This window comes from Halopenitus sp. POP-27, assembly GCF_029889855.1.
Lineage (GTDB): Archaea > Halobacteriota > Halobacteria > Halobacteriales > Haloferacaceae > Halopenitus > Halopenitus malekzadehii.
In genome coordinates this window covers 1-25,113 of the sequence record NZ_JARANU010000018.1, presented here as the reverse complement: position 1 = coordinate 25,113, position 25,113 = coordinate 1, and the positions used below count along the sequence as shown (strand labels likewise).

Annotated in this window: 23 protein-coding genes; 11 read left to right on the top strand and 12 right to left on the bottom strand. The window is 68.5% G+C overall.

Annotated features, from left to right (window positions below; all coding sequences use genetic code 11):
- Positions 1–15 precede the first annotated feature (15 nt).
- A complete protein-coding gene (locus tag OQF70_RS11265; RefSeq protein ID WP_280537675.1) occupies positions 16–1,086 on the bottom strand; it encodes an A24 family peptidase in 1,071 nt (356 codons plus the stop codon).
- A 292-nt stretch (positions 1,087–1,378) separates the two neighbouring features.
- Between OQF70_RS11265 and OQF70_RS11260 the strand changes: the two genes are divergently transcribed.
- A complete protein-coding gene (locus tag OQF70_RS11260) occupies positions 1,379–2,155 on the top strand; it encodes a formate/nitrite transporter family protein (RefSeq protein ID WP_280537673.1) in 777 nt (258 codons plus the stop codon).
- 21 nt (positions 2,156–2,176) lie between these two features.
- Here the strand turns inward: OQF70_RS11260 and engB are convergent, their stop codons facing one another.
- Positions 2,177–2,800 (bottom strand): GTP-binding protein EngB, encoded by a 624-nt coding sequence (engB, locus tag OQF70_RS11255; protein ID WP_280537671.1) that lies wholly within the window; start codon positions 2,798–2,800, stop codon positions 2,177–2,179.
- A 115-nt stretch (positions 2,801–2,915) separates the two neighbouring features.
- Between engB and OQF70_RS11250 the strand changes: the two genes are divergently transcribed.
- The 3 genes from OQF70_RS11250 to OQF70_RS11240 all read left to right on the top strand — a co-directional run bounded on the left by OQF70_RS11250 (position 2,916) and on the right by OQF70_RS11240 (position 4,659).
- Positions 2,916–3,752, top strand: coding sequence for a ubiquinol-cytochrome c reductase iron-sulfur subunit (locus OQF70_RS11250; RefSeq protein WP_280537669.1), 837 nt, complete (start codon positions 2,916–2,918; stop codon positions 3,750–3,752).
- Between the two features lie 97 nt (positions 3,753–3,849).
- On the top strand, positions 3,850–4,203 hold the full coding sequence (locus OQF70_RS11245) for a hypothetical protein (protein WP_280537667.1): 354 nt from the start codon (positions 3,850–3,852) through the stop codon (positions 4,201–4,203).
- A gap of 63 nt (positions 4,204–4,266) precedes the next feature.
- Positions 4,267–4,659 (top strand): universal stress protein, encoded by a 393-nt coding sequence (locus OQF70_RS11240; RefSeq protein ID WP_280537665.1) that lies wholly within the window; start codon positions 4,267–4,269, stop codon positions 4,657–4,659.
- 37 nt (positions 4,660–4,696) lie between these two features.
- Here the strand turns inward: OQF70_RS11240 and OQF70_RS11235 are convergent, their stop codons facing one another.
- Complete coding sequence (locus OQF70_RS11235) at positions 4,697–6,805, bottom strand: molybdopterin biosynthesis protein (protein ID WP_280537663.1); 2,109 nt, start codon at positions 6,803–6,805, stop codon at positions 4,697–4,699.
- Positions 6,802–8,091, bottom strand: a complete 1,290-nt coding sequence (gene glp, locus OQF70_RS11230) for a gephyrin-like molybdotransferase Glp (RefSeq protein ID WP_280537662.1) — start codon at positions 8,089–8,091, stop codon at positions 6,802–6,804. Before glp ends, OQF70_RS11235 begins: the two co-directional genes overlap by 4 nt.
- 141 nt (positions 8,092–8,232) lie before the next feature.
- On the opposite strand from glp, the gene OQF70_RS11225 reads away from it, so the two are divergent.
- The 3 genes from OQF70_RS11225 (at position 8,233) to OQF70_RS11215 (ending at position 10,673) form a co-directional block, all read left to right on the top strand.
- A complete protein-coding gene (locus OQF70_RS11225; RefSeq protein WP_092816601.1) occupies positions 8,233–8,589 on the top strand; it encodes an Hsp20/alpha crystallin family protein in 357 nt (118 codons plus the stop codon).
- 3 nt (positions 8,590–8,592) lie between these two features.
- Positions 8,593–10,266: an AarF/ABC1/UbiB kinase family protein gene (locus OQF70_RS11220; protein ID WP_280537660.1), complete on the top strand. Its 1,674-nt coding sequence runs from the start codon at positions 8,593–8,595 to the stop codon at positions 10,264–10,266.
- Between the two features lie 68 nt (positions 10,267–10,334).
- A complete protein-coding gene (locus OQF70_RS11215; protein WP_280537659.1) occupies positions 10,335–10,673 on the top strand; it encodes a hypothetical protein in 339 nt (112 codons plus the stop codon).
- Between the two features lie 40 nt (positions 10,674–10,713).
- Here the strand turns inward: OQF70_RS11215 and arcS are convergent, their stop codons facing one another.
- The 3 genes from arcS to OQF70_RS11200 all read right to left on the bottom strand — a co-directional run bounded on the left by arcS (position 10,714) and on the right by OQF70_RS11200 (position 14,990).
- Positions 10,714–12,492 (bottom strand): archaeosine synthase subunit alpha, encoded by a 1,779-nt coding sequence (gene arcS, locus OQF70_RS11210; protein WP_280537658.1) that lies wholly within the window; start codon positions 12,490–12,492, stop codon positions 10,714–10,716.
- Between the two features lie 66 nt (positions 12,493–12,558).
- A complete protein-coding gene (locus tag OQF70_RS11205) occupies positions 12,559–14,280 on the bottom strand; it encodes a hypothetical protein (RefSeq protein ID WP_280537656.1) in 1,722 nt (573 codons plus the stop codon).
- Positions 14,281–14,492: 212 nt separating this feature from the next.
- Positions 14,493–14,990: a GNAT family N-acetyltransferase gene (locus OQF70_RS11200; RefSeq protein WP_280537655.1), complete on the bottom strand. Its 498-nt coding sequence runs from the start codon at positions 14,988–14,990 to the stop codon at positions 14,493–14,495.
- 109 nt (positions 14,991–15,099) lie between these two features.
- Between OQF70_RS11200 and OQF70_RS11195 the strand changes: the two genes are divergently transcribed.
- The 3 genes from OQF70_RS11195 to OQF70_RS11185 all read left to right on the top strand — a co-directional run bounded on the left by OQF70_RS11195 (position 15,100) and on the right by OQF70_RS11185 (position 18,497).
- A complete protein-coding gene (locus OQF70_RS11195) occupies positions 15,100–15,804 on the top strand; it encodes a helix-turn-helix domain-containing protein (RefSeq protein ID WP_092816587.1) in 705 nt (234 codons plus the stop codon).
- A gap of 72 nt (positions 15,805–15,876) precedes the next feature.
- On the top strand, positions 15,877–17,529 hold the full coding sequence (locus OQF70_RS11190; RefSeq protein ID WP_280537654.1) for a DUF255 domain-containing protein: 1,653 nt from the start codon (positions 15,877–15,879) through the stop codon (positions 17,527–17,529).
- Positions 17,530–17,633: 104 nt separating this feature from the next.
- Entirely contained in the window at positions 17,634–18,497 is an 864-nt protein-coding gene (locus tag OQF70_RS11185; protein ID WP_280537653.1) for a helix-turn-helix domain-containing protein, read from the top strand.
- Here OQF70_RS11185 and mptA read toward each other — a convergent pair whose 3' ends face one another.
- The 5 genes from mptA to OQF70_RS11160 all read right to left on the bottom strand — a co-directional run bounded on the left by mptA (position 18,498) and on the right by OQF70_RS11160 (position 22,552).
- Complete coding sequence (gene mptA / locus OQF70_RS11180; RefSeq protein ID WP_092816580.1) at positions 18,498–19,457, bottom strand: GTP cyclohydrolase MptA; 960 nt, start codon at positions 19,455–19,457, stop codon at positions 18,498–18,500.
- Positions 19,458–19,557: 100 nt separating this feature from the next.
- Positions 19,558–19,971 carry a hypothetical protein gene (locus OQF70_RS11175; protein WP_280537650.1) on the bottom strand — a complete coding sequence of 138 codons (414 nt, stop codon included), beginning with the start codon at positions 19,969–19,971 and terminating at the stop codon, positions 19,558–19,560.
- Between the two features lie 54 nt (positions 19,972–20,025).
- Positions 20,026–20,955 (bottom strand): branched-chain amino acid transaminase, encoded by a 930-nt coding sequence (locus OQF70_RS11170; RefSeq protein WP_280537648.1) that lies wholly within the window; start codon positions 20,953–20,955, stop codon positions 20,026–20,028.
- A 122-nt stretch (positions 20,956–21,077) separates the two neighbouring features.
- Positions 21,078–21,755 (bottom strand): 3,4-dihydroxy-2-butanone-4-phosphate synthase, encoded by a 678-nt coding sequence (gene ribB, locus OQF70_RS11165; RefSeq protein WP_280537646.1) that lies wholly within the window; start codon positions 21,753–21,755, stop codon positions 21,078–21,080.
- A complete protein-coding gene (locus tag OQF70_RS11160) occupies positions 21,755–22,552 on the bottom strand; it encodes a CTP-dependent riboflavin kinase (protein ID WP_280537644.1) in 798 nt (265 codons plus the stop codon). The genes ribB and OQF70_RS11160 overlap by 1 nt, the downstream gene beginning before the upstream one ends.
- Positions 22,553–22,884: 332 nt before the next feature.
- On the opposite strand from OQF70_RS11160, the gene argS reads away from it, so the two are divergent.
- Entirely contained in the window at positions 22,885–24,714 is a 1,830-nt protein-coding gene (gene argS, locus OQF70_RS11155; RefSeq protein WP_280537643.1) for an arginine--tRNA ligase, read from the top strand.
- Positions 24,715–25,113 lie beyond the last annotated feature (399 nt).

Here is a 25,113-nt window from a genome sequence, read left to right as displayed (position 1 = left end):
CCCGAGGTACGGGTCCTACGCCAGCCCGATCGCCCGCAGGACCGCAAAGAGGACGTCGCCGTAGGTGAGCGAGACGACGATCCCGAGGAACATCGGGACGACGAACGGCATCCCGGGTGAGACCCACACGCGATCCCGATCGGGGTCGGCGACGGTCTCGAGCCCCTCGCGCAGCGTTTCCGGGTCGGTGCCGTAGGCCGTTCCCTCGATCGACTCGAGAAACCGGGCGGCCGCCCAGGGGTCGGCAGCCGATTCGTCGTCCGGCGGTTCGATGTCCATCGGTTCGGTGTCAGTTGCGGATCCCTCGGCGCCGTCAGCCGCGGTTCCCTCGGCGTCGCCAGTCGCGGATCCCTCGGCACCGTCAGTCACCGGTTCGAGATGGGCCGCGCCGTCGGTCGGCGCGTACGTCTCGGTCACGCTTTCCGGGTCACGATGGCGGTCGGGGTCCTCACGCACCGCGGTCAGCGTCGTCCCGCGCCACCGGAGGTACATCCGGAGCGCGTCGAGGTCGAGCCCGTTCCGGGTGTAGCCCCCGCGCGTCTCGAAGAGTCGACCGTGGACCGCCAGCAGCCGATGGATGGCGACCGGTCGTGCAAGGACCATCACCGGCGATCGCCGGCCGCGGAGGGCGTTGTAGATCCCCAGCCCGACCGGGTAGCAGGCGCCGACGAGGACGGTGTTCGTGAGGATCGTCAGGGAGAACACGCCGAGCGCCGGCTCGACCGCCGGCAGCGCCGGGATCCCCGCGATCGGGAGCACGTACGTCGGAAACGTCGGGTAGACGATCGCCAGCGCCACGAGCGCCTTGGCGTCGGCGCCGCCGAATCCGCCGACGTACCAGAACGCCACGCCAAGCGGCGCGATGAACAGGAGGCTGATCGCGACCCGAACGAGGAACAGCCGGTCGGCGACGCCGCCGATCGGCCAGCGGATCAGGAGGTCGACCGCCAACAGCACCGCGCCGAAGAGATACACCGGGGGCCACAGCCGGTTCGGGAGTCGCCGCGTCCGGATATCGCGGAGCGCGGCCCACGCGAAGACCGGCACGATCGCCAGGCGGAGCAGATCGGGTGCCGTCGCGTACATACCTCATCCGTGGCGTCGACCGGCATAGTGGTTGGGATCGGTGATCGATCGTGCCGCCGTGGGGCACCGGTCACCACGTCGTCGTCCGACTGGGAGCCACTCGACCGATCGTTCCCCCGACCGGCCGCCGTTCGCCCGGCTATGGGTGTCTATCGCATAACCGTTTTCGGGGCCGATCCCGTCGACACGCGCACAGGTGATCGTGGGGGAAACGTTTGCATACCGGCGGGTCGATGTCCGAGTTGGGAGAGCCCCCCTCGTGTCCGACCGCGAATCAACCAACACGGCCGTGATGGAGCAGAAACCGACCCGGGACGTCCTCGAGTCGCTGATCGAGAGCGGGTTACACGAGATCAATCGGGAGCGATCGGGACTGCTGCTCTCGGGCGTTTCGGCGGGATTGGACATCGGCTTCGGCCCATTGCTGATGGCGACAATTCTCACGCTTTCGGCGGGCGGGTTCGGCGATCTCGCCACCGAGTTGCTGCTCGCCAGTGCGTATTCGGTCGGCTTCGTCTTCGTCATCCTGGGCCGCTCAGAGCTGTTTACCGAACACACCACACTGGCGGTGGTTCCGGTGCTGGACGGCCAGGCGTCGATCCGCGGATTGCTTCGGCTGTGGGTGCTCGTGTACGTCGGGAACCTCGTCGGCGGGCTCCTGTTCACCCTGCTCGCGGTGCTGTTGATGCCCGGGCTCGGCGTGGTGACGCCGGCCGCCTTCGAGGCGATCGCGCTCAAGCTCGTCACCCACGACCTCGGCTGGCTGTTCGTCGCCGGGGTCTTCGCCGGGTGGTTGATGGGGTTGCTCGCCTGGCTGATCACGGCGGCACAGGAGACGACGAGCCGGATCCTCATCATCTGGATCGTGACCGCGACCATCGGAATCCTGCATCTCCCGCACTCGATCGCGGGCAACGTGGAGGTCCTCTTCGGCGTGTTCATGTCGCCGTCGATATCCGTTCTCGACTACCTCGCGTTCCTCTCGTTGGCGACCGTCGGAAACCTCGTCGGCGGCGGGGTGTTCGTCGCCCTCCTGAAGTACGGACACGTCGTTCGCGGCGGAAACTGACCGGACGCTCGACGGAGGGACTTAGCTCACGAACCCGAGGAGGTCGTCACGCTTCGCCTCGTGAAATCGGGTTCGCAGGCACTCATACAGCGGCTCCATCGAGCCCCGTTTGGCACAGATCGGCGCGATCGTCTCCCCCTGCCACTGCTGCCAGGGCGGGTAGAGCCCCAGCCGGTCACAGATCGCGTTCAGCCGCTCGTCCTCGTCGTCGACCTTGTCCATCTTGTTGACGGCGACGATCGGCTCGATCCCGACCTCACGGAGGAACCCGAACATCTCGACGTCGTGTGGCACCTCGCCGCGATCCGCATGGCGGTCGATGATCTCCACCGCGCTGTTGCCGTCCAGCACGAGGACGCCGGCCAGGATGTGGTCCGCGTACTCCTCGAGATAGTGGACGATGTCGGTCTGTATCTGCTCTCGCCGCTCGTCCTCGACGCCGGACATGAAGCCGAACCCGGGAAGGTCGGTGAACATGAAGTCCTGTGCCGTCCAGTCGAAGTGGTTCGGTTGGCGCGTGACGCCCGGCTTCCCGCCGGTCGAGACGTCGTGGCCGGTTAGATCCCGCATCACCGTCGACTTCCCGACGTTCGACCGCCCGACGAGAACGACTTCCGCGTCGCGATTCGGCCGGTCCTCGAACATATGGACGTTACCGGCCGCACCCTTTTAAAAAGCGCGTGTGCGGCTGTGTCGGGGCAGCCGGTGACGTGGCGGGCGGTTCGTCACGCTTTTCACCGGCGCGAGCGAGGTTTCGGGTATGAGCGCGGATGATAAGTACCCACCCGAGTCCGGACGACGACGGTTCGTGAAGGGCGTCGTCGGCGGAGGCGCCCTCGCGGGCGTCGGCGCGACGGGATCAGCGACGGTTAACTCCCTAACGAGTTCCACCGGTACGGGCGGTGGGCAGACGACCGCGATGGCGATCGAGCTCGTCGGCGGTCCCGCACCGCGCGGGATGCCCCAGATCCCGATCGAGATCACCGATGACGGCTACCTCCGCGGGAAGTGGCCGGAAGTGACGACGATCACCCAAAACGGCGTCGAGATCACCGTCGCCCAGGAGGATATGGCGGGCGACGTGACCTACTCCGGCGAGTGGTTCCAGTACTGTGGGATGGAGGGGTATGAGAACATCCAGCCCGAGTTCGAGTCCGACAATCTCTTCCGGGCCGCCCCCGGCGGCTACGACTGGCAAAGCGAGGAGTACGAAACCGGCGAACAGCTCCACGTCGACTCCTTCGACGACTACGAGGAGTGGGGTAACGGTATCGGACAGGATGGAATGGGCAAACCTGCAAGCGCGAACTGGCGGTCCCAGGACGCGGAGGACACGCTCACAGCGACGGTCATTCGATCGCCGCTGATCGAGGAGGCGGCACAGGAGGACGAGTGGCTTGCCGCCTCGACGGAGAACGGCTTCCTCGCCTGGCTCAACGTCTGTACCCATTTCTGCTGTGTTCCGGGGTACAAGAAGAACGAGGAGTCTTCCCGCTATGACGCCGCCGACGGCGTCTACTGTCAGTGTCACCAGTCGGTGTACGACCCGTTCAACATCGTCCAGACGCTGTTCATTGCGCGCCCGCGCCCGAACTGACGTCGACGTCGATTCGGGTGGCCCCGATCGGCCAGCCTCCAGGCCCACGCTCCGTCCGACCCGCGCCCTTTTGTCTTCGCGCCCGCGACCGATCGGTATGCCCACGCCCGATGCCGGCGACGAAGCCGATGACGACGTCGACACGGACACCGCGACGGACAACGACGCGTTCGCACGCGAGGTCGAGCACGCACGCGAGCTCCTCGATGCGGACGTCGACGCGCTCTTTGCGGGCGTCGTTCGGGACGGTGAGGTCGAGACGACCTTCTCACAGCACGCCGACGACCGCGAACAGGAGGCGCTGCAACCGCTCGCGTTGCTTGCGGCCCATCTCCGGCTCGTCTCCAACGAGGCGGGCGTCGACCCATCGACGGTCGCGGGCGACGCGGCCACGTTGGCCGGACAGGTCGAGGAGGTGCCGACCTCGGCCGACGACCTGCCCGAGGAGTGACGGCGGCCAAGCCGGGACCCGCCCGCGGAAACGGTTAAGCGGGCTCGGCGACGGATCCGAGTCGTGACCACCTTCCTGTGTCCCACGAATTCGGTTCACGCCAGCGCCGCGAGCTGTGACTATCTGGCCGATCGGGTCGATGCTGACGACACCGTTCACGCCGTCAACTCCCTACTCGGCGGCGACGACACGAGCGCCACGGACGTCCGGGACGGCGAGGAGGCGCTCAACGTCGTCGCCGTCAGGCTCGCGGCCGCGACCGTCGAGACCCATCAGTTCGTTCGCGGCAACGACCCCGCCGAGGACGTCCGTGCCGCCGCCGAGTCGTTCGGCGCCGACGAGATCGTGATCTCGTTGCGCGACCGATCGCCGGTCGAGGAGGCCCTGTTCGGCAGCGTCGCTCGACGGATCCTCGCCGACGCCGATCGTCCGGTCGTCGCCGTTCCGCGGGAGTGAGCGTCGGCCCCGTCGCTCCCGGTCCTCGCCCTGCGGCCTAGAGCTCTCCGTCGGTTCCGCCGTCGTACCCCGCAAGACCGTCGAAAACGGACGATGTCTCCCCGCCCGCGCCGCCGAGCACGTCGTCGAGCGCCTCACGGAGGGCGCACACCCCGTCCGTATCGGTCCGCTCAGCGTTCGCGAGCACCCGAACGTCCTGGACGCCGAGCGGGCAGAATCCGGTTCCGAGTCGCTCCGCGGTCGTCCGAAGTCCGAGGCCGACGTCGGCTTCCCCCGCGAGCACCCGACGCGCCGGGCTCTCGAAGGCGCGAACCGTCAGGTCGTAGCCGTCGATCGCGTCGACAAGTTCCCCACGGTCGGTCCCCCGCTCCGACGCGAGGGCCTCGAGTGCGTCGTCGAGACTCGCTCGCAATCCCGAGTCCGTCCCCCGATTCACGAACCGCACCGCCCGGTCCACGAGGTCGGCCAGTTCCGTCACGTCCGCGGGATTTTCCACAGGCACGATCAGCCCCCACTCGCGTGTCCAGCCGCCGAGCGAGACGGCCTCGACGTCCCGGTCGATCGGTCCGGCCGCGACGGCGACGTCCGGCAGTCCGTCACGCAGCCGTCGGAGTCCCTCCCGGGTTCCGACCGGCAGGTATCGCGGCCGATCGATCCGGTCGAGCAGCCGGTTGAGCGCCGGATCGTCCTCGCCGACGCCGAGCAGCGTCGGCGGCCGCACGTCCGGTGAGAACAGCTGGACGGTGACCGGTTCGCCAGCCTCGAGATAGTCCGTATCGGGGTCGACGGCCACCACGCCGTCGGCCTCGACCAGGCTCGTCGTCGCGCCCGATCCCTTGTCGACGGGATGGACGAGCGGACGGTCGCCGCTCCCGTCCGCCGTCGTTCCGTGGTCGAGACGCCCGTCACGTTCGAGCAGCCCGACCGGCATCAGGCGGAGTCGTCCCTCCCCGTACCGCTCGCGGACGGCCATCTCTCCCTCGATCGTCGCGGTCCGGGGCTCGGGCTGGCCGGCGGCCTCGCGGATCGCCGGCGCGACGAACGTCCGGAAGATGGTGAGCGCGGACACCGGGTAGCCGGGCAGCCCGATGTAGGCCGATTCCCCACGTCGCTCGTCGTCGTCCGTCGCGGTGTTGGGGTCAGTCGTCGGGCTCGCATCAGTCGTCGGGCTCGCATCAGTCGTCGGGCTCGCATCAGTCGTCGTGCTCGCGTCCGACGATCGTTCGAGTCGGCCGACGAGCATCGGCTTGCCAGGTTTTACGGCGACGCCGTGTAACAGCAGCTCACCGCGGTCCTCGATCACGCGGTAGATGACGTCGACGGCGCTCGCGGAGGTCGATCCCGAGGAGACGACCAGGTCGCACTCGTCGGCCGCTTTGAGCAGCAACCGCTCCATCTCGTCGTAGTCGTCGCCGGCGTGTGGGTACAACACCGGCTCGCCGCCCGCCTCTTCGACGCCGGCCGCGATCGTCGTCGAGTTCACGTCGTAGATCTGTCCCCGATCGCTGTCGAGCGTCTCGCCGGGACGGACGAGCTCGTCGCCCGTCGAGACGATCCCGACGCGCGGACGCCGACGGACCGGAACGGTTTCGACGCCCAACGCCGACAGGAGGCCGATCTCGCGGGGCGTCAGTTGCGTTCCCGGCCCGAGCGCCCTGGCACCCGCGGCGATGTCCGCTCCGGCCACCATCACGTGGTCGCCCGGCGCGACCGACGTCCGGACCGCGATTCGGGTGTCTTCGTCGTTCGCATCGTTCTCGCCGCCGACCACGTCGGTCCGTTCGACCATCACGACGGCGTCGGCGCCTTCGGGTAGCACCGCGCCGGTCGAGACCTCGGCACACGTTCCGGGCTCGACGGCCACGTCCGGCTCCTCCCCGGCGTGGACCGCCCCGACGCGCTCGAGTTCGACTGGATCGGCCTCGTCGGCTCCGAAGGTGTCGCGGGCACGGACCGCGTAGCCGTCCATCGAGGCGCGGTCGAACCCCGGGACGTCGAGGTCCGCGTCGATCCGCTCGGCGAGGATCCGGCCCCGTGAGTCGGACAGCGGGACCGCCTCGACGCCCGGATCGAGATCGAGCGACGCGATCGCATCGTGGGCGGCCGACGGGGCCGCGAGATCGCGGAACTCCTTGCGGTCCGTCATTCGGTCACCTCCCAGTACTCCACGTCGACGGCGGTTCCGGCGTCGATCCCCTCGCGGTCCTCGGGAACGACGACCCAGCCGTCCGCGAGCGCGACGCTCGAGAGCACGCCGGAGCCGCTCGCCCGCGTCGGCGTCGCGTCGGGCAGCGAGTCGGCCGTTGCCGTCGACGCCGACCCGTTCTCGGCGTCCGATTCCTGTCCGTCCCCGTCGGCCGACTCCTCGACGCGGACCCGAGCGAACGTCCGCGTTCCGGGCTCGCTGGCGATCTTTCGGGTGAGTCGGGCCCGCCGCGTCGGATGGGGATCGATCGTCGCGCCGAGCGAGCGCGCCACCGCCGGCCGGAGGAACTGCACCGCGTTGACGATGCAGGCCACCGGATACCCCGGCAGCGAGACCACGGGCGTCTCAGACACGGTCCCCAGACAGACCGGATGGCCGGGTTTGAGCGCGACTCCGTGGACGAGCACCTCGCCGAGTCCGTCGATCACCTCCGGCAGGAGGTCGCGCTCCCCGACCGACGATCCGCCGGTCGTGACGACGACGTCGGCGCCCGCCCCGATCGCGTCGTCGATCGCCGTCCGGAGCAGTGATTCGTCGTCGGTGACGACGTCGTGGTACCGCGCATCGCCGCCCCACCGCTCGACGAGCCGGGAGACCGTGAGGCCGTTCGTCTCGATCACCTCCCCCGGATCCGGATCCGACTGCACGAGCTCCTCGCCGGTCGGGATCACCGCGACCTGCGGCGGCTCGACGACCGGCACCGTCTCGAGACCGACCGACTTCAGGAGGCCGAGATCGGAGGGCCGAAGCCGGTGACCGGGGTCGTAGAGGTGTGCCCCCTCGGCGACGTCCTCGCCGGCCGCGCCGACGTTTTCCCCCTCGGCGACCGCGTCGAAGGCCTCGATCTCGTCGGTCGAATCGACGGGCTCGACCTGCTCGATCATCACGACGGCGTCGGCGCCCGCCGGGAGATCGCTCCCGGTGTGGACGCGTGCGGCCTCCTCACGCCCGACCGTTCCGGTCGTTTCCCGGAGCACGGCTGGCGACCGATCGCTTGCGCTGAAAGTATCACTGGCGCGGACTGCATAGCCGTCCATCGCCGCCCGGTCGTACCCCGGAACCGGACTCGGTGCGGTGATCGGCTCCGCGACGGTTCGCCCGTCGGCCTCGACCACCGGAACCCGTTCGGTCCGCCCGTGGCTCCGAACGGCCTCCAGCAGCGTCGATCGCGCGGCCGAAACGCGGGTTCGGTCCTTGAACCCCGCCTCGTGTCGCTTCGTGTCCATACGCCCCCTTTCCGCTCGGGGGGCAAAAGGCCGTCTCCGCGCCGATCCCATCGGGTCCACCGATCCACCCATCCCGTGACCCTCGAACGTCTGCCGATCGCGACCACACCCTTTTTCGACCTCCCCCACGTACCGGTGTGTATGTCCGCGCTCCGCGATGCGCTTCGGGACCTCCCCGAGGCGGTGTTCGCCGACCTCCTCGAGTCGGCGGACGCCTATGTCCTCGTCGTCGACCTGCCCGGCGCGACCAGCGAGACGACCGAGGTCGTCGCCGAGTCCGGTCGGATCGACATCGAGGCTCGCCGGGAGAAGACGACCCCAGACGGTTACCGGTACCTCCGGGAGGACCGTCCGCTGTTCCTCGACGTGGATCTCCCGTTACCGCCCGATGGCGTCGGCTCGGAGGCGGCGGCGACGATGGACCGCGGCGTGCTCGAGCTCACGGTTCCGAAGCGTCGTTCGGCCGACGGACAACCGATCGCGATCGACGAGCACTGACGGGTGATCACGCTGGTCACTCTCCGCGCATACTGGCGGTTTTGGATCGTTCTGCGGCGGTTCTCGCCGCTCATCATCGCGTACTGGCGCGACCGACGACGGTTCCTCCTGTTCGGCGGTTCCCGCGAGGTCGACGCCGAGACACAACGCGACCGCGCAGCCACCCTTCTCGACGTCCTGCTCACGCTCGGCCCGACGTTCATCAAGCTCGGACAGCTGCTGTCGACCCGTCCCGACGTCCTGCCGCCGGCCTACATCGACGTCCTCTCACAGCTCCAGGACGACGTGCCGCCGGCGCCGTGGGCGGAGGCACGCGAGGTGCTCGAGGCCGAGTTCGGGGACGTCGACGCGGTCTTCGATGACTTCGACCCCGACCCGATAAGCGGCGCGAGCCTGGGACAGGTCTATACCGCCACCTACGAGGGGGATCCGGTCGCGGTCAAGGTCCGCCGTCCCGGGATCGAACCGCTCGTGAACGCCGACCTGCGCGTGATCCGGTGGTCGCTGCCGATCGTCAAGCGGTTCATCGACAGCGGGCGGGCCTTCTCGTTGGAGAACCTCTCCGAGGAGTTCGCCAAGACGATCCGTCAGGAGATGGACTACGACCGCGAGCGCGAGATGCTCGCGGAGATCCGGGGGAACTTCGCCGACGACGAGTCGGTCCGGATCCCCGCAGCCTATCCCGAGGCGTCCGGCGAGCGCGTTCTCACGATGGAGTACATCCCGGGGACCAAGATCGACCGGATCGACGACCTGGAGGCGGCCGGCCACGATCCGACCGCGGTCGCCGAGACGCTCCAGCGCGCGTATCTCCGAATGATCATCGACGACGGCGTCTTCCACGCCGACCCGCACCCGGGGAACCTCGCGGTCGCCGAGGACGGCTCGATCGTCTTCTACGACTTCGGGATGTCCGGCCGCGTCGACCCGTACGTACAGGAGCAGATCGTCGAGTTCTACGTCGCCGTCGCGAACCAGGACATCGACGCGATCCTCGACACGCTGATCGCGATCGGGACCCTCTCGCCGGAGGCCGACCGCGAGGTGATGGGCGAGGTGATGGAGCTGGCGATCGCCGACGCCCGCGGCGAGGACATCGAACAGTATCGGGTGAACCAGATCATCGAGCAGGTCGAGTCGACGATCTACGAGTTCCCGCTGCGGCTGCCCCGGAACCTCGCGCTGGTGCTCCGGGTCGCGACCGTGGTCGAGGGAGTCTGCGTCACCCTCGATCCGGAGTTCGACTTCATCGAGACGGCGACCGACTACCTCCGTGAGGAGGGCTACTACGAACAGACCGCCCGGGATATGGCCGCCGAAGCGGGCGATCAGCTCCAGGAGACCGCCCGGTCGCTCATCACCGTTCCGCCGAAGCTCGATCGCGTCCTCGACCGGGCCGAGCGCGGCGACGTCCACCTCAACGTCACCATCGAGGACGACACCCACGTGCTCGACAAACTGGCGATGCGGATCGCCTACTCGGTGTTGCTGGCCGTCGGCGTCCTCTCCGCGACGATCCTCTACTCGTTCGCGAACGCCTGGGAACTCGCGGCGCTCTCGCTCGGTCTCTCGGCCCCGCTCGCGATCGCGTTGTACCGGTCGTTCCGCTCGCGGAAGGGGATCCGCGCCCGCCCGCAGTTCACCCGGCAGAGTATGCGAGAGCGGCGGGACGAATAGCGATCGGACGCCATCCCCGGCGTCGACGGATGCCGAAGACTGATTGGCTCGCCGCCCCGATCACCCGTATGGACGAGGGCATCGAGCGTGCGCTTCGCCGGGGGCTGCGGCGCGCGGGCCGGGAGTTCGAGTCGGCCAAACGCGCCTATCGGTCGGGGGTCGAGGACGCCGAGCCCGACGACGTCGCTCCCGGATCCGATGATCCGGACGTGGACCGGACGGGAGCCGATCGATTCGACCTGCCCACGGACGCGGACGGAAACGCCCGTATCGTCTGTCGGCGACACGCCGAGACCCGGGCGGTTCCGGTCGCCGAGGACGGCACGCCGGCCTGCTTCGATGCCGACCACCCCGACTGTGCCGGCTGTCTCGAGGACGTTCGCGAGGACCGGATCGAGACGTGGTGAGGCGCGAGATCGGGATGCAGTGATGTGGCCCCGCGGCCGGTCACCGCTCCTCGCAGTGTCGGACCGTCACCGCGATCCCGCGCGTCGAGTCGGCCATCTCCGTGCCGTGCATCTCGGCGCGGCCGACCGCGAACGCCGCCGGCCCCTCGATCACGACTTCGTCGCCGACGCGGATCGCGTCGTCGGCGTCGACGATCCCGGGCGCCAGCACCGACCCTTGCGGAACGAACCCGTCGATCTCGACCCGTTTCGTCGGGACGTCACTGTCGACCCAACGCCGCGCGCCCGCGAGCGTGAGCGAGAGAACGCCGTACTGTGGCACCATCGTCGCCAGCTGCGTCCCCGCGTCGCCGGCCGGCCCCGACCACGCCTGCAGCTTCGGATAGCGGCCGGTCGTGTGGAGGTCCTCGCCGAAGATCCCCGTGCCTGCGTCCGTGCCTCCGACCGGGCCGAACTGGTAGTCGGCGAGTGCACGAACCGTGTTGTGCTCGCGTTCGCGCTTGCTGTAGGCCGGCTCGCCCTCGAGCGCCGCCGCGAGAGCGTCCAGGGAGTCGTCGGTCGTCGGGTGGTCCCCGCAGGTGTACTCGAAGGGCACGTCGACCGCGTCCGCCACGCGCTCGCAGATCTCCCGATAGCCGTCCTCGGGGACGTGTGCGATGACGCGGGGGTAGTCGTTCCGCTCGAGATAGCGCCGGAGGACCTCGGCGACGAACTCGATCTCCTCGCTCGACCAGTCGCCGGTCACCACCGAGTCGTAGTGTTGGGCGGGATAGGTGGTCTCGAGCTCCTGCGGTACCACGCCGATCGGCGAGGTCATCGAGGCGATGTGGCCCCGCCACTGGATCGCGTCGTGGAACTGTCGGTGGCTCTGGGAGTCGCTGTAGGGCTTCGTCGCCGAGCAGGGCACGAGCACCAGCGGCGCGTCGAACCGCGATCGATACCGGCTCGTCACCCGGTCGGCGAACCGCCGGATCTCGACGCGGTCCATCGTCTCGGCGCTTGCGGCCGTGATCTCCGCGTCGCGGATCACCGGCGTCCGCTGCTCGAGGAACCCCCACTCGTCGTCGAGCCGGCGGAACGTGGCGGTGAGCCACTGGTCGTGGCGGGCCTGTCCCTCGATGTAATCGCGCAGCCGGCCGCGATGGATCCGGTGGCGAACCCGCCGTAGCTCGGCGTCGAGCGCGTTCAGGTTGTGCTGCTCGCAGTCTTGACGGGTGAACTCGTCGCGGGGGCCCGCACACGCCGGGCACGCACACGGGAGTTCCTTGAGGTCCTCGAGGAAGTGTTCGCCGTCCGCGGTCAGGTACTTGCCCTGTGAGCCCTTCACCCGCGCGAGCGTTCCGTCGACGAGATCGACGCCGGCGTACGCGAGCGTCGCGACGTTCAGCGGCGTCGCGACCCCGGACAGCAGCACGGCGGTGTCGGCCGGCAGGGATCGTTTGATCCGCACCATCGCCTCGACGAACGCCCGCGCGTGCCCGACCAGCGCGGGCGCCTCCGAGATGACGTACGCGTCGGCGCCGGCGTCGACCGGATCCTGGGCACTCACGACCGCCGCGCTGGGGAACTCGACGTCGGGATGGTCGACCCGAAACGCCTCCCGGACCTCCTGGCGGGTGCCGGCCGGGAACCCCCGGTGTGGGAGCACCGTCAGCGCGTTCTCGTCGCCGTCCGGTATCGATCGGTCGGCCGCCCAGAGACTCCCGGTGTCCTCGATGAACGGGTCCGCCCGGGCCGGCGTTCGGACGGGATCCGCGAGCCGGAGTTCGCCGAGGCGGGCGGCGCCGTCCCGCTCGTGAACCTCGAAGTGGTCGGTCATACGTCGCGTCGGCCGCCGACGGCCGAATAGGTTGCGTTCCGGGGCGACCCGATCAGCCGGCCGGGATCACGCCGGCGTGACGATGCTCTTCGCCGTGGCGAGACGCGGTCGATCCGCCGGCTGGGCGCCGTTTCCGGACCTACCGTCCGAGCCCCCGGAATCGGAATTCCCGTTGTTGCCGGCGTTACCGCGGTCGTCGGTGTCTCCGTTTCCGCTGTTGTCGGGGCCCGTATCGCTGCTGCTTTCGGATCCGCTGTTTCGACCACTACCACTGCCGTCACCGTTTCCGGGATCGGTTTCGGCTCCGCCATCGGACGGTGGTCCGCTGCCATCGTCCGACGGTGCTCTCTCACCCGCGTTCTCCCCGGAGTTTTCGCCGTTTCCGGAGTCTCCGTTCCCAGGACCGTCGGTTCCGGAGCTCTCGCTTCCGGCGCCGTCGTTTTCCGAGTTACCGCTCCCGGCGCCCTCGTTTCCTGGCCCGTCGCTTTCGGGACTGCTGGGTTCGGAACTGCTCGAACCGTCACTGGCGTCGTCGGCCTCCGGATCGGCCGGCGCGTTGCCGTGGTCGTCTCCGGCCCCGTCACCCGGCCGGTCGTCGTTTCCGGATGCGTCGTCGTTTCCGGGGTCGTCACTTTTCCCGTTCCCGGCCTCCGGTCCGTTCCCGCTTCCTGGCGCGCCGTCCCCCGACTTCCCACGGTCGGTGCTGGTTCCACGGTCCCCGTCACGTTCGCTTTCGGAGGGCCCGCCATCTCCAGCGGTTCCGCCGTTTCCGGTGTTCTCGGAATTCCCGGCGTTCCCCGGCTGTCCCCTTTCACCGGCTTCGCCCCCGCTTTCGTTTCCGTCCGCAGCGTTCCGGCTCCCCGAACCGTCGGCGTTCGGACCGGGATCGTCCGGCAGGATCGGCCCGTCCCACGGGAACGTCGCCTCGTTTCCGGGCACCTCGCTCGGTCGCTCGGTCGCGTTTTCGAACCCGGTCCCGTTTCCGGGGCCGCCACCGACGGTTCCGGGAGCGGTCGCGTTCCCAGGGCTCTCACTCGGCGGTCCGTTCCCGTCTCCCGGAGTCTCCGGCGGTCCCTGGGCGGCCGCGGCGGCGCTCTCGACGGCCGCGAACGCCCGGCTCGAGGCGGAGTCGTCCGGCGTCAGCTCGCGTGCCGACGCGGCGGCCGCGCGCGTCGCCTCGAGACGGGCCTCGAGTCGCCGGTCGGCGGCACGATATCGAGCCCCGTCGATCGTCCCGTTCGAGCGGTTCCGCGCGAGCGTCCGACGCTCCGCGTGGATCGATCGGACCTGTTCGGCGAGCTCGGTCGCGCGATCGACTCCTTCCTCGTCGTCCACTGACTCGCCGGCGCCCGCTTCCCACATCCCCTGATCGACCGTCGTTTCGGTTTCGGCTGAGGTCGACTGCACGAAGGCGCTCAGGCTGGCCCCGAACCTGGGTGATCCGCCGGTCGTTCCCGCCGTCCCGTTCGTCGTCGGAGTGGTTTCCGGTCCCGAAGCCGGTTCCTGCTCGGTCGTGGTTCCGTTTCCGGATTCCGTCCCCTCCTGGGACTCCGTTCCGTTTCGGGCCCCCGTCTCGTTCTCGGTTGCCGGTCCGTCGCCGGCTACTTGCGGGCGTCGGGCGTCATCGGCTCCCGCGTGTACCGCAGCGACGTCCGCGCCGCTCACGGTCTCGACCGCCATCTCCGCGGGTGACTCGGCGGCCGCATCCCCGACCGCGACGCTCCCGAGCCCCCCGACGCCGACCGCGACCGCGAGACAGACCGCGATCGCGGCCACACGAACCCTCATCAAGCGTGGGGACGGGACGCCCACACATAAACGATCGAGTCCGTTCGAACCGTTCATCGCCGTGAACGGTCGGAAGATTGACTTGTTCCCCTCGATCCTGCCCGATCCACGCGACCCGTTGTTATCCTCCGGAGACATCAAATATTTGACTCTTCCCCCGAGCTGATCGAAACCGACCGTCTCCGACCCACAGCGGTTGGTTCTCGTCCGCCTCACAGCGGCCGAGCCACCAATTCACCCCACGCCTCGAACCCGTGTCGGTCGTAGAACCGGCGCGCCCGTTCGTTGTCGGGGTCGACGTCGAGGATCAGCCGATCGATCGGGAGGTCCTGGTCGGCCGCCAGCGCGACCGCGGCCTCCAGCAGGTCGTCGGCGACGCCCTCGCCGCGGTAGGCGGGCGCGACGAAGATCTCGTTGAGCACCGCCGCGTCCCAGATGAATCGGTGCGTCTCGGGGAGGACGAAGACGTACCCGACGATTCCCTCGCCGCCGGCGTCCGCGACGGTCACACACCGCTCGTCGGCCGCGACGCACCGGTCGACCCAGTCGAGCCAGTCCGACCGGTAGGCGTCGGTGAGCTTCGCCTCGTAGGCGGTCGCCTTTTCCTCGCCCCCGGTTCCCGCGCCGAGTCCACGCTCGAAGGCCCGCTTGTGGGTCCACAGCGCCGCGACGTCGTCCTGATCGTCGAGATCGTACGGTCGGATATCCATACCTGCCGTCGAGCGGCCGGCTTTCTCACGGTTTCGGCCGCGGGATATCGATGATCGCCGAACCCCGATTTCGACACCCTTTTGCCCGGTTCGACCGCACGTGGTGACGATGAGTCAGCGCGCGCGAGAGGAGTTGGCGCGGCGGATCGCCGGCGAGATCACCCTCAGCGACGATCCGGGCGCAACCCTCCGCAAGTGGCGCACGGACTTCGACGTCTCACAGACCGAGCTCGCCGGCCAGCTCGGCGTCTCCTCCTCCGTGGTCTCCGACTACGAGAGCGGCCGCCGCGAGAGCCCCGGGATCGGCGTCGTTCGGCGGACCGTGGAGGCGCTGATCGCGATCGACGCCGACCGGGGCGGTGACCGGCTCAGACAGTATGCACGCGTCATCTCGGCGGGCTTCGAGAGCGACGTCGTTCTCGATCTCCGGGAGTACACGACCGCCGTCCCGCTGTCGACGTTTCACGACGCGATGGACGCCACCGAGATCGTCGCGGGCGAGCGCGACCGGATCTACGGTCACACGGTCATCAACTCCATTCAGGCGATCTCGCGGCTCTCGAGCGAGGAGTTCTACCGGCTTTACGGCCAGTCGACGAACCGCGCGCTCGTGTTCACGAACGTGACGCGCGGGGAGTCTCCGCTCGTCGCACTCCGGGTCGTCACGCCGACCCCGAACGCCGTGGTCCTGCACGGGATCGACGAGGACGACCTGTGGGACCACGCCGGCGACCTCGCGCGGGCCGATGGCTTCTCGCTCGCGGTCGCGGACCGCGACATCGACGACACGCTCGAGGACCTGCGCGGCCTCTAGTGGCGCTTCGTCGACTGCGCCGACGCCGCCCGTCTCGAAGCCCTTACCCTCCCGGCCGCCCGACCGCCGGGTATGACCGAGACGCACGTCGAGTGGCGCGACTGGGGGCCGGACGCCTTCGCCGAGGCCGCCGAGACCGACCGCCCCGTACTGCTCGCGCTCACCGCGACGTGGTGTGACGGCTGTCACGAGATGGACGCGAAGACGTACGGCGAGCCGCGGATCGCCGCCAACATCAACGAGTCGTTCGTCCCGATCCGGGTCGACGTCGACCGCTGGCCCCGGGTTCGCGAACGCTACAATATGGGCGGATTCCCCTCGACCGTCTTCCTCACGCCGGACGGCGAGCTGCTCACCGGCGCCGGCTACCTTGGCCCCGACGGAATGCGACAGGTGCTCGAATCCGTCCGCGACCGGTGGAGTGAGGACGGCGACGCGGCCGGGCGTGTCCCGCGCGCGCTCGCCGGCGACCTGCCGCCGTCCGGCGAGGTCACCGAGGCGATCGAGGAGCATCTCGCCGGACAGCTCGACGTGCAGTTCGACGCCGAGCACGCCGGCTGGGGGGACGACGCAAAGTTCCCGCTGCCGCGAACGATCGAGTTCGCCCTCAAACGCGAGCGGTCACAGGCGCTGCGGACCCTGGATGCGATCTCGACGAACCTCCGGGACGACGTCGCCGGCGGCTTCTTCCGGTATGCCGGGACCCGTGACTGGAACGACGTTCACCACGAGAAGCCGATCGACGCGAACGCCGCATTGACGCGGGCGTTCGCGAACGCCTATCTCCACACCGGCGACGCCGCCTACGAGGAGATCGCCCGCGAGGCGGTCGGGTTCCTCACCGACGATCTGTGGACCGGCATCGGCGTCGGCGGATCCATCGGTCCGGGCGAGGGACGGGCCTACTACGCCCGCGACGCCGACGGTCGTGCCGAGCGCACCGCTCCCCGCCGGGATCACACCGTGCTTGCGGGCGGAAACGCCCTTGCTGCCGACGCGCTGTTGACCTACGCGGCGTATACCGACGACGACCACGCTCGCGAGTATGCCGAGCGGATCCTCGGGACCCTCGAACGCGAACTGGTCGACGCCTCGACGGGCGAGGTAACCCGATACCTCGCCGAGGAGCCGGGCGGCGAGACGGACGTCCTCGAGGATCTCGCCCGGGTTATCGCCGTCTTCACCCGGGCCCAGGGCGTCCTCGGCGAGGGGATCGACGTGGCCCAAACCGTCGCCGATCGGGCCATCGAGACGCTGTTCGTCGACGGATCGTTCCTCGACGGCCCGCGAGGGGGTGCCGGCCTGCTCGATCACCCCTTCAGGCCGCTCGACACGAACGTCGAGGTCGCCACGGCGCTTTTGGATCTCGGCGTCGCGACCGGGACCGACCGATACGTCGACGTTGCCCACGAGACGGCGGCCGCCTTCGCCGGCGCGACCGACCGATACGGGGTGCAGCTGGCGAGTTACGGAAGCCTCACCGCGCGGCTGTGTCACGGGACGCCGGCGGTGTTCGTCGGCACCGAACCGGGAACCGATCTCCACCGTGCGGCGTGGCGCGTGGCCGACCACGGGAAGGTCGTCGTGGCGAACGCCCACCGCGAGGAGGTGCCGACGCCGATCGCGCCCGACGCAGGAACCGCGATCGTTGCGGTGTCTGCTGACCACTCCGACCCCGTGGAAACTCCTGATGAGTTGCTGAACGCGGTTTCAGCGATGCGCTAGGCACGAACCGACGATTTCGGCAGTTATACCGCAAAAAACGGTTCCGGGACCGTGGTGTGATAAACCGGCGATGTGTTTATACCGGTCGCGTGTGGACCTCCTGTATGGCGAGCCTTCGCGATCTCGGACTGTCGGAGTACGAGGCACGGACCTACCGCACGCTGGTGGGAACCGGTCCGATCATCGCGAAGGATCTGTCACGGGCGAGCGACGTCCCGATGGGTCGGATCTACGACGTTCTCAACGAACTCGAGGATCGTGATCTGGTCCGGAGTCAGGACGCAAGCCGGCCGAAAACGTACGTCGCGGTCGAACCGGACGTCGCACTCGATCGGCTGCTGGCCGAGAAGCGCCGCGAGCTCGACGAACGGCTGACACGGTATGAATCGGTCGTCGATACCCTTACTGCGGAGCTTTCGGCGGACAACCCCGTTGCCGAGGAGTTTTGGACGGCGGCGGTCGGCGCCGAGGAAACGGTTGCCCTCCTGTTGGACCGTCTCGCGGCGGCAGACGACCGGATCGTGATCGTTGCCGGGACGCCGGCGGCCGGCGTCGATCTGCCGGCAGTAAGCGATCGCGTGACCGCCGCGATCGCCGATGCGCTCGACCGTGGCGTCGACACGCGCGTCCTCGTGTCGGCGGCCCTCGTCGATCGACTGCCGGACCGGGTCGGCAGCGGCAGCCGATCGTTGGAGCGATTACTCGACGACGAACGGTTCGAAGCCCGTGTCGTTGAGGGATCCGGTGACCGTCCCGTCGAGGGCATCGAGGGGTCGTGTACCCTCCTCGACGACACCGAGGTCTGTCTGGAGGTCCCCCATCCGCTGTCGGCGGGGGAACCGTTCGCGATGATCGATCTGACCGATCCCACGTTCGCGGCCGCGGTCCGTGACCGGTTCGAACCGCGGTGGGCGGCGGCGACGCGGCTCGATCGGTTCCGATCGCGTGACGAATTCGACGGCCGGTAGCTACGATCCCGATGCCGAGTCGTCGGCAATGTCGTCGCCGTTCACTTCCGATCGAAGCTGTCCGATCGTGACCTCGCGTTCGGCGTGTGCGTTGTGCTCGTGGATGGACTCGTCGTTCGACTGGGCGATCCGGATCACGGCGTCGTCGTCGAGATGGTCGAACGCGGAGACCGTCTGGTCGGCCAGCGACCGGACGCAGTCCTCGACGAACTTCGCGTTGGCGTGGGCGTGGTAGGTCATGTGGTCCTCGTCCGGACGCTTCGCGAGGTTGTAGATACGCGCGCTCATCGAGTTCCTGGCGATGTCGATGATCTCCCGAAGGTCGACGTCGGGATCGCCGTCGGCGGTCACGGTCAACGTCGCGTGACCGCGCTGTGAGTGGCCCGGTTGGGGAACCGCATCGAGGAACGCCTCGGTCGTCTCCTCGTCGACGCCCAGCTCGTGCAGTTCCTCGCGGGCCCGCGCCTCGGACATTCCCTGTGAACACGGACAGACCGTGATGCCGGTCACCTCGGCGCCGATCTCCTCGCGAGTTCCCTCCTCGGTCGCCTCCGCGGAGGCGATGATCGTTGCGGTGTTCTGGGTCGGCCGGTCGGAGGCCGGCGTCCGTTCGCGCGTGATGTAGTCCGCGGTCATCTGCACCTCCGCCCGGGAGGTGTACTCGTGTTTCTCGAGGAGTCGTTCGGCCGCGTCCCCGCAGACGTCCTCGACGCGATAGGCCTCCTCGCGGGTGATGTCCTCGAGGATCTCGTCGATGACCTCCATGTTCCGGGACATGTCGATGCCCTTCCGGCCGCTTGGCAGATCGACGAACACCTCGAACTCGGCCATCAACACGATCGGCCGGTCCCCGCCCCGCGACAGTTTCACGAGCTTCTGTACGTCGGTGACGCCCACCTGTGAGAGGCCGACGGCGACGTCGGGCGTGGACGCCTGCACGTCGGGGAGCTGGTGGCTCATTACCGGTATGAACGGGCGAGACCCGATTAGGGCTTTCGAAAGGTGTGGGTCGGTACCGATGATCGATCCGGAGCCAGCGTCGGTCGTCGCGGTCGTCGGCTCAGGGCCAGTCGTCGCGGTCGTCGGCGTCCGCCTCGGCCGTCTCCTCGTCTTCGCCGAGGGTCCAGCCGGCGGCTTCCGCGGCGTCCTCGACGTGGAGGAACTCCCAGCCGGCGGCCTCGGCGACCGCCTCGTCCTCGTCCGTGATCCCGACGAAGACGTGTCGGTCGGTCTCGAACTGGGTTTTGATGTTCTCGAGGCTCTCCTCGACGCCACGCGGCCCCGAGAAGAAGTCCTGGCGAACGCGGTGTTTCCGGGTGAAGTTCGTGACCACGTAGGTCGGCTTCTCGCTGACGACGCCGACGTATTCGGTCCACTGTCTGGCGTTGTTGAACACGGCGTTGGGATCGGCAAGCTGTTGTAAGGCCGCCAACTCGAACGCCAGCGTCATGTCGCTGGATCCGCCACTGTCCATACCTCGGATTCGACTCGCCGGCCGAAAACCGCTTCGTTTCCGCCGACGCGTGACCTAGACGTACGTGAACCAGTCGTCGTGTTCCTCGGTCCGGCGCTCGACCAGCTCGAAGAAGGCGTCCTGCAGCTCCTCAGTCACCGGGCCACGCGTTCCGGGGCCGATCTCCGTGTCGTCGACCGAGCGGATCGGGGTCACCTCGGCCGCGGAGCCGGTGAAGAAGAGCTCGTCGGCGGTGTACAGTTGCCCGCGCGAGAGCGTCGCCTCGTCGTGGACGGTGTAGCCGTTCTCACGGGCCAGCGTGATGACGGTGTCCCGGGTGATCCCCTCGAGGATCGACTGTGCTCGGCCCGTGGTGTAGATCTCGCCGTCGTCGACGAGGAAGACGTTCTCGCCGGGGCCCTCGGCGACGTTGCCCTCCTTGTTCAAGACGATCGCCTCGACGTAGCCGTTCCGGCGGGCCTCCTCGCCCGCCAGCATCGAGTTGACGTAGAGGCCGGTCGTCTTCACGTTCGTGGGGACCTGTGAGGAGGCGTGTTTCCGCCAGGAGGAGACCATCACGTCGACGCCGTCCTCCAGCGCCTCCTCACCGAGGTAGGTGCCCCACGGCCAGGCGGCGATCGCGACGTCGGTCGGGCAGTCCTTCGGGGAGACCCCCAGCGAGTTGTACCCGTAATAGGCGATCGGCCGGATGTATCCGCTCTCGAGGTCCTGCCGGCGGAGCAGCTCGAGGGTCGCGTTCGTGAGCTCCTCGCGGGAGTGGTCGATCTCGAGGTCGTACATCTTCGCGGAGTCGAACAGGCGGTCGAGGTGTTCTTCCCAGCGGAACAGCGCCGGCCCGTTCTCCGTGTCGTAACACCGGGCGCCCTCGAAGACGCCGGTTCCGTAATGGAGCGCGTGCGTGAGCACGTGGGTCGTCGCGTCCTCCCAGTCGACGAAGGACCCGTTCTTCCAGATCGTGTCGACGTCCATTTCCTCGAAGCTCATACTCGCTCCTCGTCGGCGTCCGCCATAAATCAGGCGGAACACGCGACGGGCTACCGGATTCGTCGGCCGTGCTGACGGCCTCTTCGACGGCTCGGATGATCCCGTCGATCACGCTGACCGGGTCACTCGAGCGCCTCGACGAGCGTTTTCCCCTCGACGTAGGGGATCCCCCGTCGGTCGGCGTAGGCCGCGGCGTCGTCGGGAGTGACGGCCGAGCCGGTCTCGTCGTCCATCATCTCGCAGACGACGACGGCCGGCGGCTCCCCGGCAGCGGCCGCGAGCGCGAGCCCGAGTTCGGTGTGGCCGGTTCGATCGGCCAGTAGATCTTCGGCTCCGCGGAGCACGTGGACGTGGCCCGGCGACCGGAACTCCGACGCGAAGGTTTCGGCGGTGTAGGCCTCGGGGTCGCGTTCGACCGCCGCTGCCGCCGTTCCCAACTCGGTGATCGTCCGCGCACGATCGATGTCCGTGATCCCGGTGAAGGTTTCCCGGTGGTTCACCGGGAGCGAGAAGGAGGACCGGGTGTCGTAGGCCGGGTCGTCGTCGATCGCGGGGTGGTCGATCGCGTCCGCCAGGAACGGCAACTCGAACGCCTCCGCGACGCGATGGCTCACGGCGACGCAGATCAAGCCACCGGCATCGTTTCGCATCCGCGAGACGGCTGCCGGGGTGACCGCGCGGGCGGGATACACGAGATCCGTCTCGCCCTCCCGGTCCGCGAAGTCGTGGATGCAGACCGGTCCGCCGGCACGGAAGGCGTCGAGCGCCCCCTCGAGGGCGGCTTCGGCGTCCGCCCGCATCACTGTGCCCCCGTGGTTGCCCCGTCGCGGTCCGGGCGGTCGGCCGGCTCGATCCGGACCCGCACCGTTTCGCCGTCGGTAAGCGCGAGCTCCTCGCGGAGCTTGTCGGCCGCGATCACCTCGAGCTGGGACTCGTCGTGGTGTGTTCGATCCGGAACGATGACGTGTGCGCCGGCGTACTCACGCGGCTCCCGATCGTCGGACTCGGCATCGGTCTCGCCGTCGGACTCGGCATCGGTCCCGTCGGCGACGATCGTCGCCGCGTAACACGACGCGGCGCCGTAGGTCCGGTCTTCGCCCTCCCACTCGTCGATGTCGACGGCGGCGATGCCGGCCATCTCGCCACGCTTTCGGACGCTCGCCTCGTCGAGCTCGACGTTGAGCGTTCCCGGATACGGTTCGTAGCCGAGCCGCGTTCGGAACTGCGACATGTATCCATCGAGCGTGATGTAGTGGCGCCCCTCGCCCATCCCGCTCGTGATGACGCCGGTCAGGGACAGCTTCGTCTCGGTCTCGAAGAGTCGCCGGTAATCGGCGTATTCGCCGCGGAGGACCGACTCGCCGGCGTCGGTTACCTGGACCCACTGCCCGTCGCCGACCACGTCCCGCTCGATCAGGTCGTTCGCCTCCAGCCGCTGGAGCCGCCTGGAGGCGGTCTGTGTCGACGCGTCGAGGTCCGCCGCGAGCCCCGCACACGAGACTTTCGTCTCCGAGAGCCCGCCCGCCAGGGCGATCGTTTTGAGCGCCGCGATCTCGTCGGGACCCGTCCGTTCGGATGCTGCCGCCGCGTCTGGCATATACTCCGACGTTCGGGCCTGCCGGGCATAAGTATAACGAATACGGTATAGATAACGATAACGTGATGGGGCGTCACACGATCGTGATGTATCCCGGTTACCGGAATCCCACGTGCCCACATCCCACGGGATATATAAAGAAACGTCGGTCACGACGAAAGCCGCCCGTATCTCGGTTCCACCGTTTCCGTCCTGTCGTCTCCATCCTAGCGTTCCCGTCCTGTCGTCCCCATCCTGTCGGTCCCGTTCCACCGTCTCGTTCCGTCGTCGCTCCGCCGTTCCGTCGCTCCCGCTTCGCAAGGGCCTTTTAGCCGGCCTCTCGAACGAGGAATATGTTCCGACAGTTCCGGTCGGAGGTCGAGGCGGCGCTTTCGGCGGCGCTTTCCGACCTCGATCTCCCGACCGACGACCTCGGCATCGAGGAGCCGCCGGCCGACACGGACGCCACGCTCGCCTCGAGCACGTCCTTCCGGCTGGCGGGCGAGCTCGGGGACGCGCCCCCGCAGGTTGCCGGCCGACTCGCCGAGGCCGTCTCGGAAACGATCGACGCCGAGGCATACGATTACCTCGCGGCGGTCGAGACCGCCGGCCCCTACCTCAACTTCCGGACGACCGACGCGTACCTCGCGGACACGCTCGCCGCCGGCATCGATGCCGACTACGGCGCGCTCGCGGACCGGGACACCTCGGTCGTCGTCGAGCACACGAGCGCGAACCCGACCGGCCCCGTTCACGTCGGCCGTGCGCGCAACCCGATCGTCGGTGACGCCGTCGCCAACGTCGTGGACATGGCCGGCTACGACGTCGATCGGCACTACTACGTGAACGACGCCGGCCGCCAGATGGCGGTCTTCACGTGGGCCTACGAGACCTTCGACGAATCCGACCTCGAGGACTCGCCAGCCCGCGACCGGATCGAGTACGATCTCGTCCGGTATTACCGCAAGGGGAACAGCTACCTCGAGGAGGCCGCCCCCGAGGCGGTCGAGACGGCCGAGGACGAGATCCAGTCCATCCTCCAGGGTCTCGAGGACGGCGACGAGGAGACCTACGAGCGCGTCGGCGAGGTCGTCGACCAGGTGCTCTCGGGGATGCGGGAGTGTCTCGCGCGCCTCCCGGCCGACTTCGACGAGTTCGTCAAGGAGACGCGGTTCATGCGCGACGGCTCGACCGACGAGATCGCTGACCGGCTCACGGAGACCGACCAGGCGGTTTACGAGGAGGACGCTTGGCAGCTCGAGCTCGACGAGTGGGGGATCGACAAGAACCTCGTCTTCCTCCGGTCGGACGGCACCTCGCTGTACACCACCCGCGATCTGGCCCATCACGAGTGGAAGTTCGACAACTACGACCGCGCCGTCACCGTCCTCGGCGAGGACCACAAGCTGCAGGCCGACCAGCTCAACGCGACCCTCGATCTCCTCGGCAACGACGTCGACCAGCTTGAGAACGTGATCTACTCGTACGTCAACCTGCCCGAGGGGAAGATGTCGACCCGCCGCGGGACCGGCGTGATGCTCGATGACCTCCTCGACGAGGCGATCGACCGTGCCCGCGAGGAGGTCGAGACCCGTCTCGACGACCGGATCCGCGACGACGATCTCGACGAGTCGGACGTCGAGCGCATCGCCCACCAGGTCGGGATCGGCGCGGTCCGGTACGACATCGTCTCGAAACAGCCCGCCAAGGCGATCACCTTCGAGTGGGACCGTGCGCTCGACTTCGAGGCGCAGTCGGCCCCGTACGTCCAGTACGTCCACGCGCGCTGTTGCGGCATCCTCCAGGAGGCCGCGGCCGCGGACGTGTCGGTCCCCGGCGTCACCGCCGATGCGACGACCGGAAGCGACGACGCCGGCGGGACGGCATCCGTCGACGTGAACGCGGACGTCCTCGAAACCGCGGAAGCGCGGGCCCTCCTCCGTGAGATCGCTCGCTTCCCGGCCGTGATCGAGGAGGCCGCCGACGAGCTGAAACCGCACATCGTCGCGACATACACCCGCGAGATCGCCGACGCGTACAATTCCTTCTACCGCGAATGTCCGGTCCTGTCGGCGTCGTCGCCGGAGCTGCGGGACGCGCGGCTGGCGATCGTCGCTGCCTCGAAACACACCGTCGCGAACGCGCTCGGGGTCCTCGGCGTCGAGGCCCCCGAGTCGATGTAGTCGGTCGCCGACCCGACCGGTGGCTGTCGGTCCACCCGTCGCTTGCCGGATCGAACGTCGCTCGCCGGATCGAAAATCGGCCGCTCTACAGGCTGAACAGGGCGAGTGCCTCGGGGCTTGACCCCGAGGGTGAAGCCCGTCAACACGCTTAATTTGCCACGTCACGAAACGCGGTTTACCGGCCGTGACGCGGGTTAAAGACCTTAATCTGAAGCGGTCGTGTTGACTGGAAATGCGACTCCTCTCAAAATCCGCGCCTTTGGCGTGGTGCGACGGGAGTTGTCGGGCGGAGTGGAGCCGCCGACCCTCACGGACGCACCGAGCGTTCGGGTGTTTATTCCGAACCGACCCATCTCAGGAAGGTCGAGGGGAATTAAATTCGCCTGCGGGTGCGGTGCG

Bases quoted from the DNA above. Each gene is read 5' to 3' on its own strand.
- glp (WP_280537662.1), bottom strand. From the start codon at position 8,091: ATGGACACGAAGCGACACGAGGCGGGGTTCAAGGACCGAACCCGCGTT.
- OQF70_RS11215 (WP_280537659.1), top strand. From the start codon at position 10,335: ATGGACGAGGGCATCGAGCGTGCGCTTCGCCGGGGGCTGCGGCGCGCG.
- OQF70_RS11160 (WP_280537644.1), bottom strand. From the start codon at position 22,552: ATGCCAGACGCGGCGGCAGCATCCGAACGGACGGGTCCCGACGAGATC.
- OQF70_RS11175 (WP_280537650.1), bottom strand. From the start codon at position 19,971: ATGGACAGTGGCGGATCCAGCGACATGACGCTGGCGTTCGAGTTGGCG.
- OQF70_RS11260 (WP_280537673.1), top strand. From the start codon at position 1,379: ATGGAGCAGAAACCGACCCGGGACGTCCTCGAGTCGCTGATCGAGAGC.
- ribB (WP_280537646.1), bottom strand. From the start codon at position 21,755: ATGCGGGCGGACGCCGAAGCCGCCCTCGAGGGGGCGCTCGACGCCTTC.
- OQF70_RS11170 (WP_280537648.1), bottom strand. From the start codon at position 20,955: ATGAGCTTCGAGGAAATGGACGTCGACACGATCTGGAAGAACGGGTCC.
- OQF70_RS11265 (WP_280537675.1), bottom strand. From the start codon at position 1,086: ATGTACGCGACGGCACCCGATCTGCTCCGCCTGGCGATCGTGCCGGTC.
- OQF70_RS11235 (WP_280537663.1), bottom strand. From the start codon at position 6,805: ATGACGGACCGCAAGGAGTTCCGCGATCTCGCGGCCCCGTCGGCCGCC.
- argS (WP_280537643.1), top strand. From the start codon at position 22,885: ATGTTCCGACAGTTCCGGTCGGAGGTCGAGGCGGCGCTTTCGGCGGCG.
- OQF70_RS11200 (WP_280537655.1), bottom strand. From the start codon at position 14,990: ATGGATATCCGACCGTACGATCTCGACGATCAGGACGACGTCGCGGCG.
- OQF70_RS11245 (WP_280537667.1), top strand. From the start codon at position 3,850: ATGCCCACGCCCGATGCCGGCGACGAAGCCGATGACGACGTCGACACG.
- OQF70_RS11250 (WP_280537669.1), top strand. From the start codon at position 2,916: ATGAGCGCGGATGATAAGTACCCACCCGAGTCCGGACGACGACGGTTC.
- engB (WP_280537671.1), bottom strand. From the start codon at position 2,800: ATGTTCGAGGACCGGCCGAATCGCGACGCGGAAGTCGTTCTCGTCGGG.
- arcS (WP_280537658.1), bottom strand. From the start codon at position 12,492: ATGACCGACCACTTCGAGGTTCACGAGCGGGACGGCGCCGCCCGCCTC.
- OQF70_RS11190 (WP_280537654.1), top strand. From the start codon at position 15,877: ATGACCGAGACGCACGTCGAGTGGCGCGACTGGGGGCCGGACGCCTTC.
- OQF70_RS11225 (WP_092816601.1), top strand. From the start codon at position 8,233: ATGTCCGCGCTCCGCGATGCGCTTCGGGACCTCCCCGAGGCGGTGTTC.
- OQF70_RS11185 (WP_280537653.1), top strand. From the start codon at position 17,634: ATGGCGAGCCTTCGCGATCTCGGACTGTCGGAGTACGAGGCACGGACC.
- OQF70_RS11195 (WP_092816587.1), top strand. From the start codon at position 15,100: ATGAGTCAGCGCGCGCGAGAGGAGTTGGCGCGGCGGATCGCCGGCGAG.
- OQF70_RS11205 (WP_280537656.1), bottom strand. From the start codon at position 14,280: ATGAGGGTTCGTGTGGCCGCGATCGCGGTCTGTCTCGCGGTCGCGGTC.
- mptA (WP_092816580.1), bottom strand. From the start codon at position 19,457: ATGAGCCACCAGCTCCCCGACGTGCAGGCGTCCACGCCCGACGTCGCC.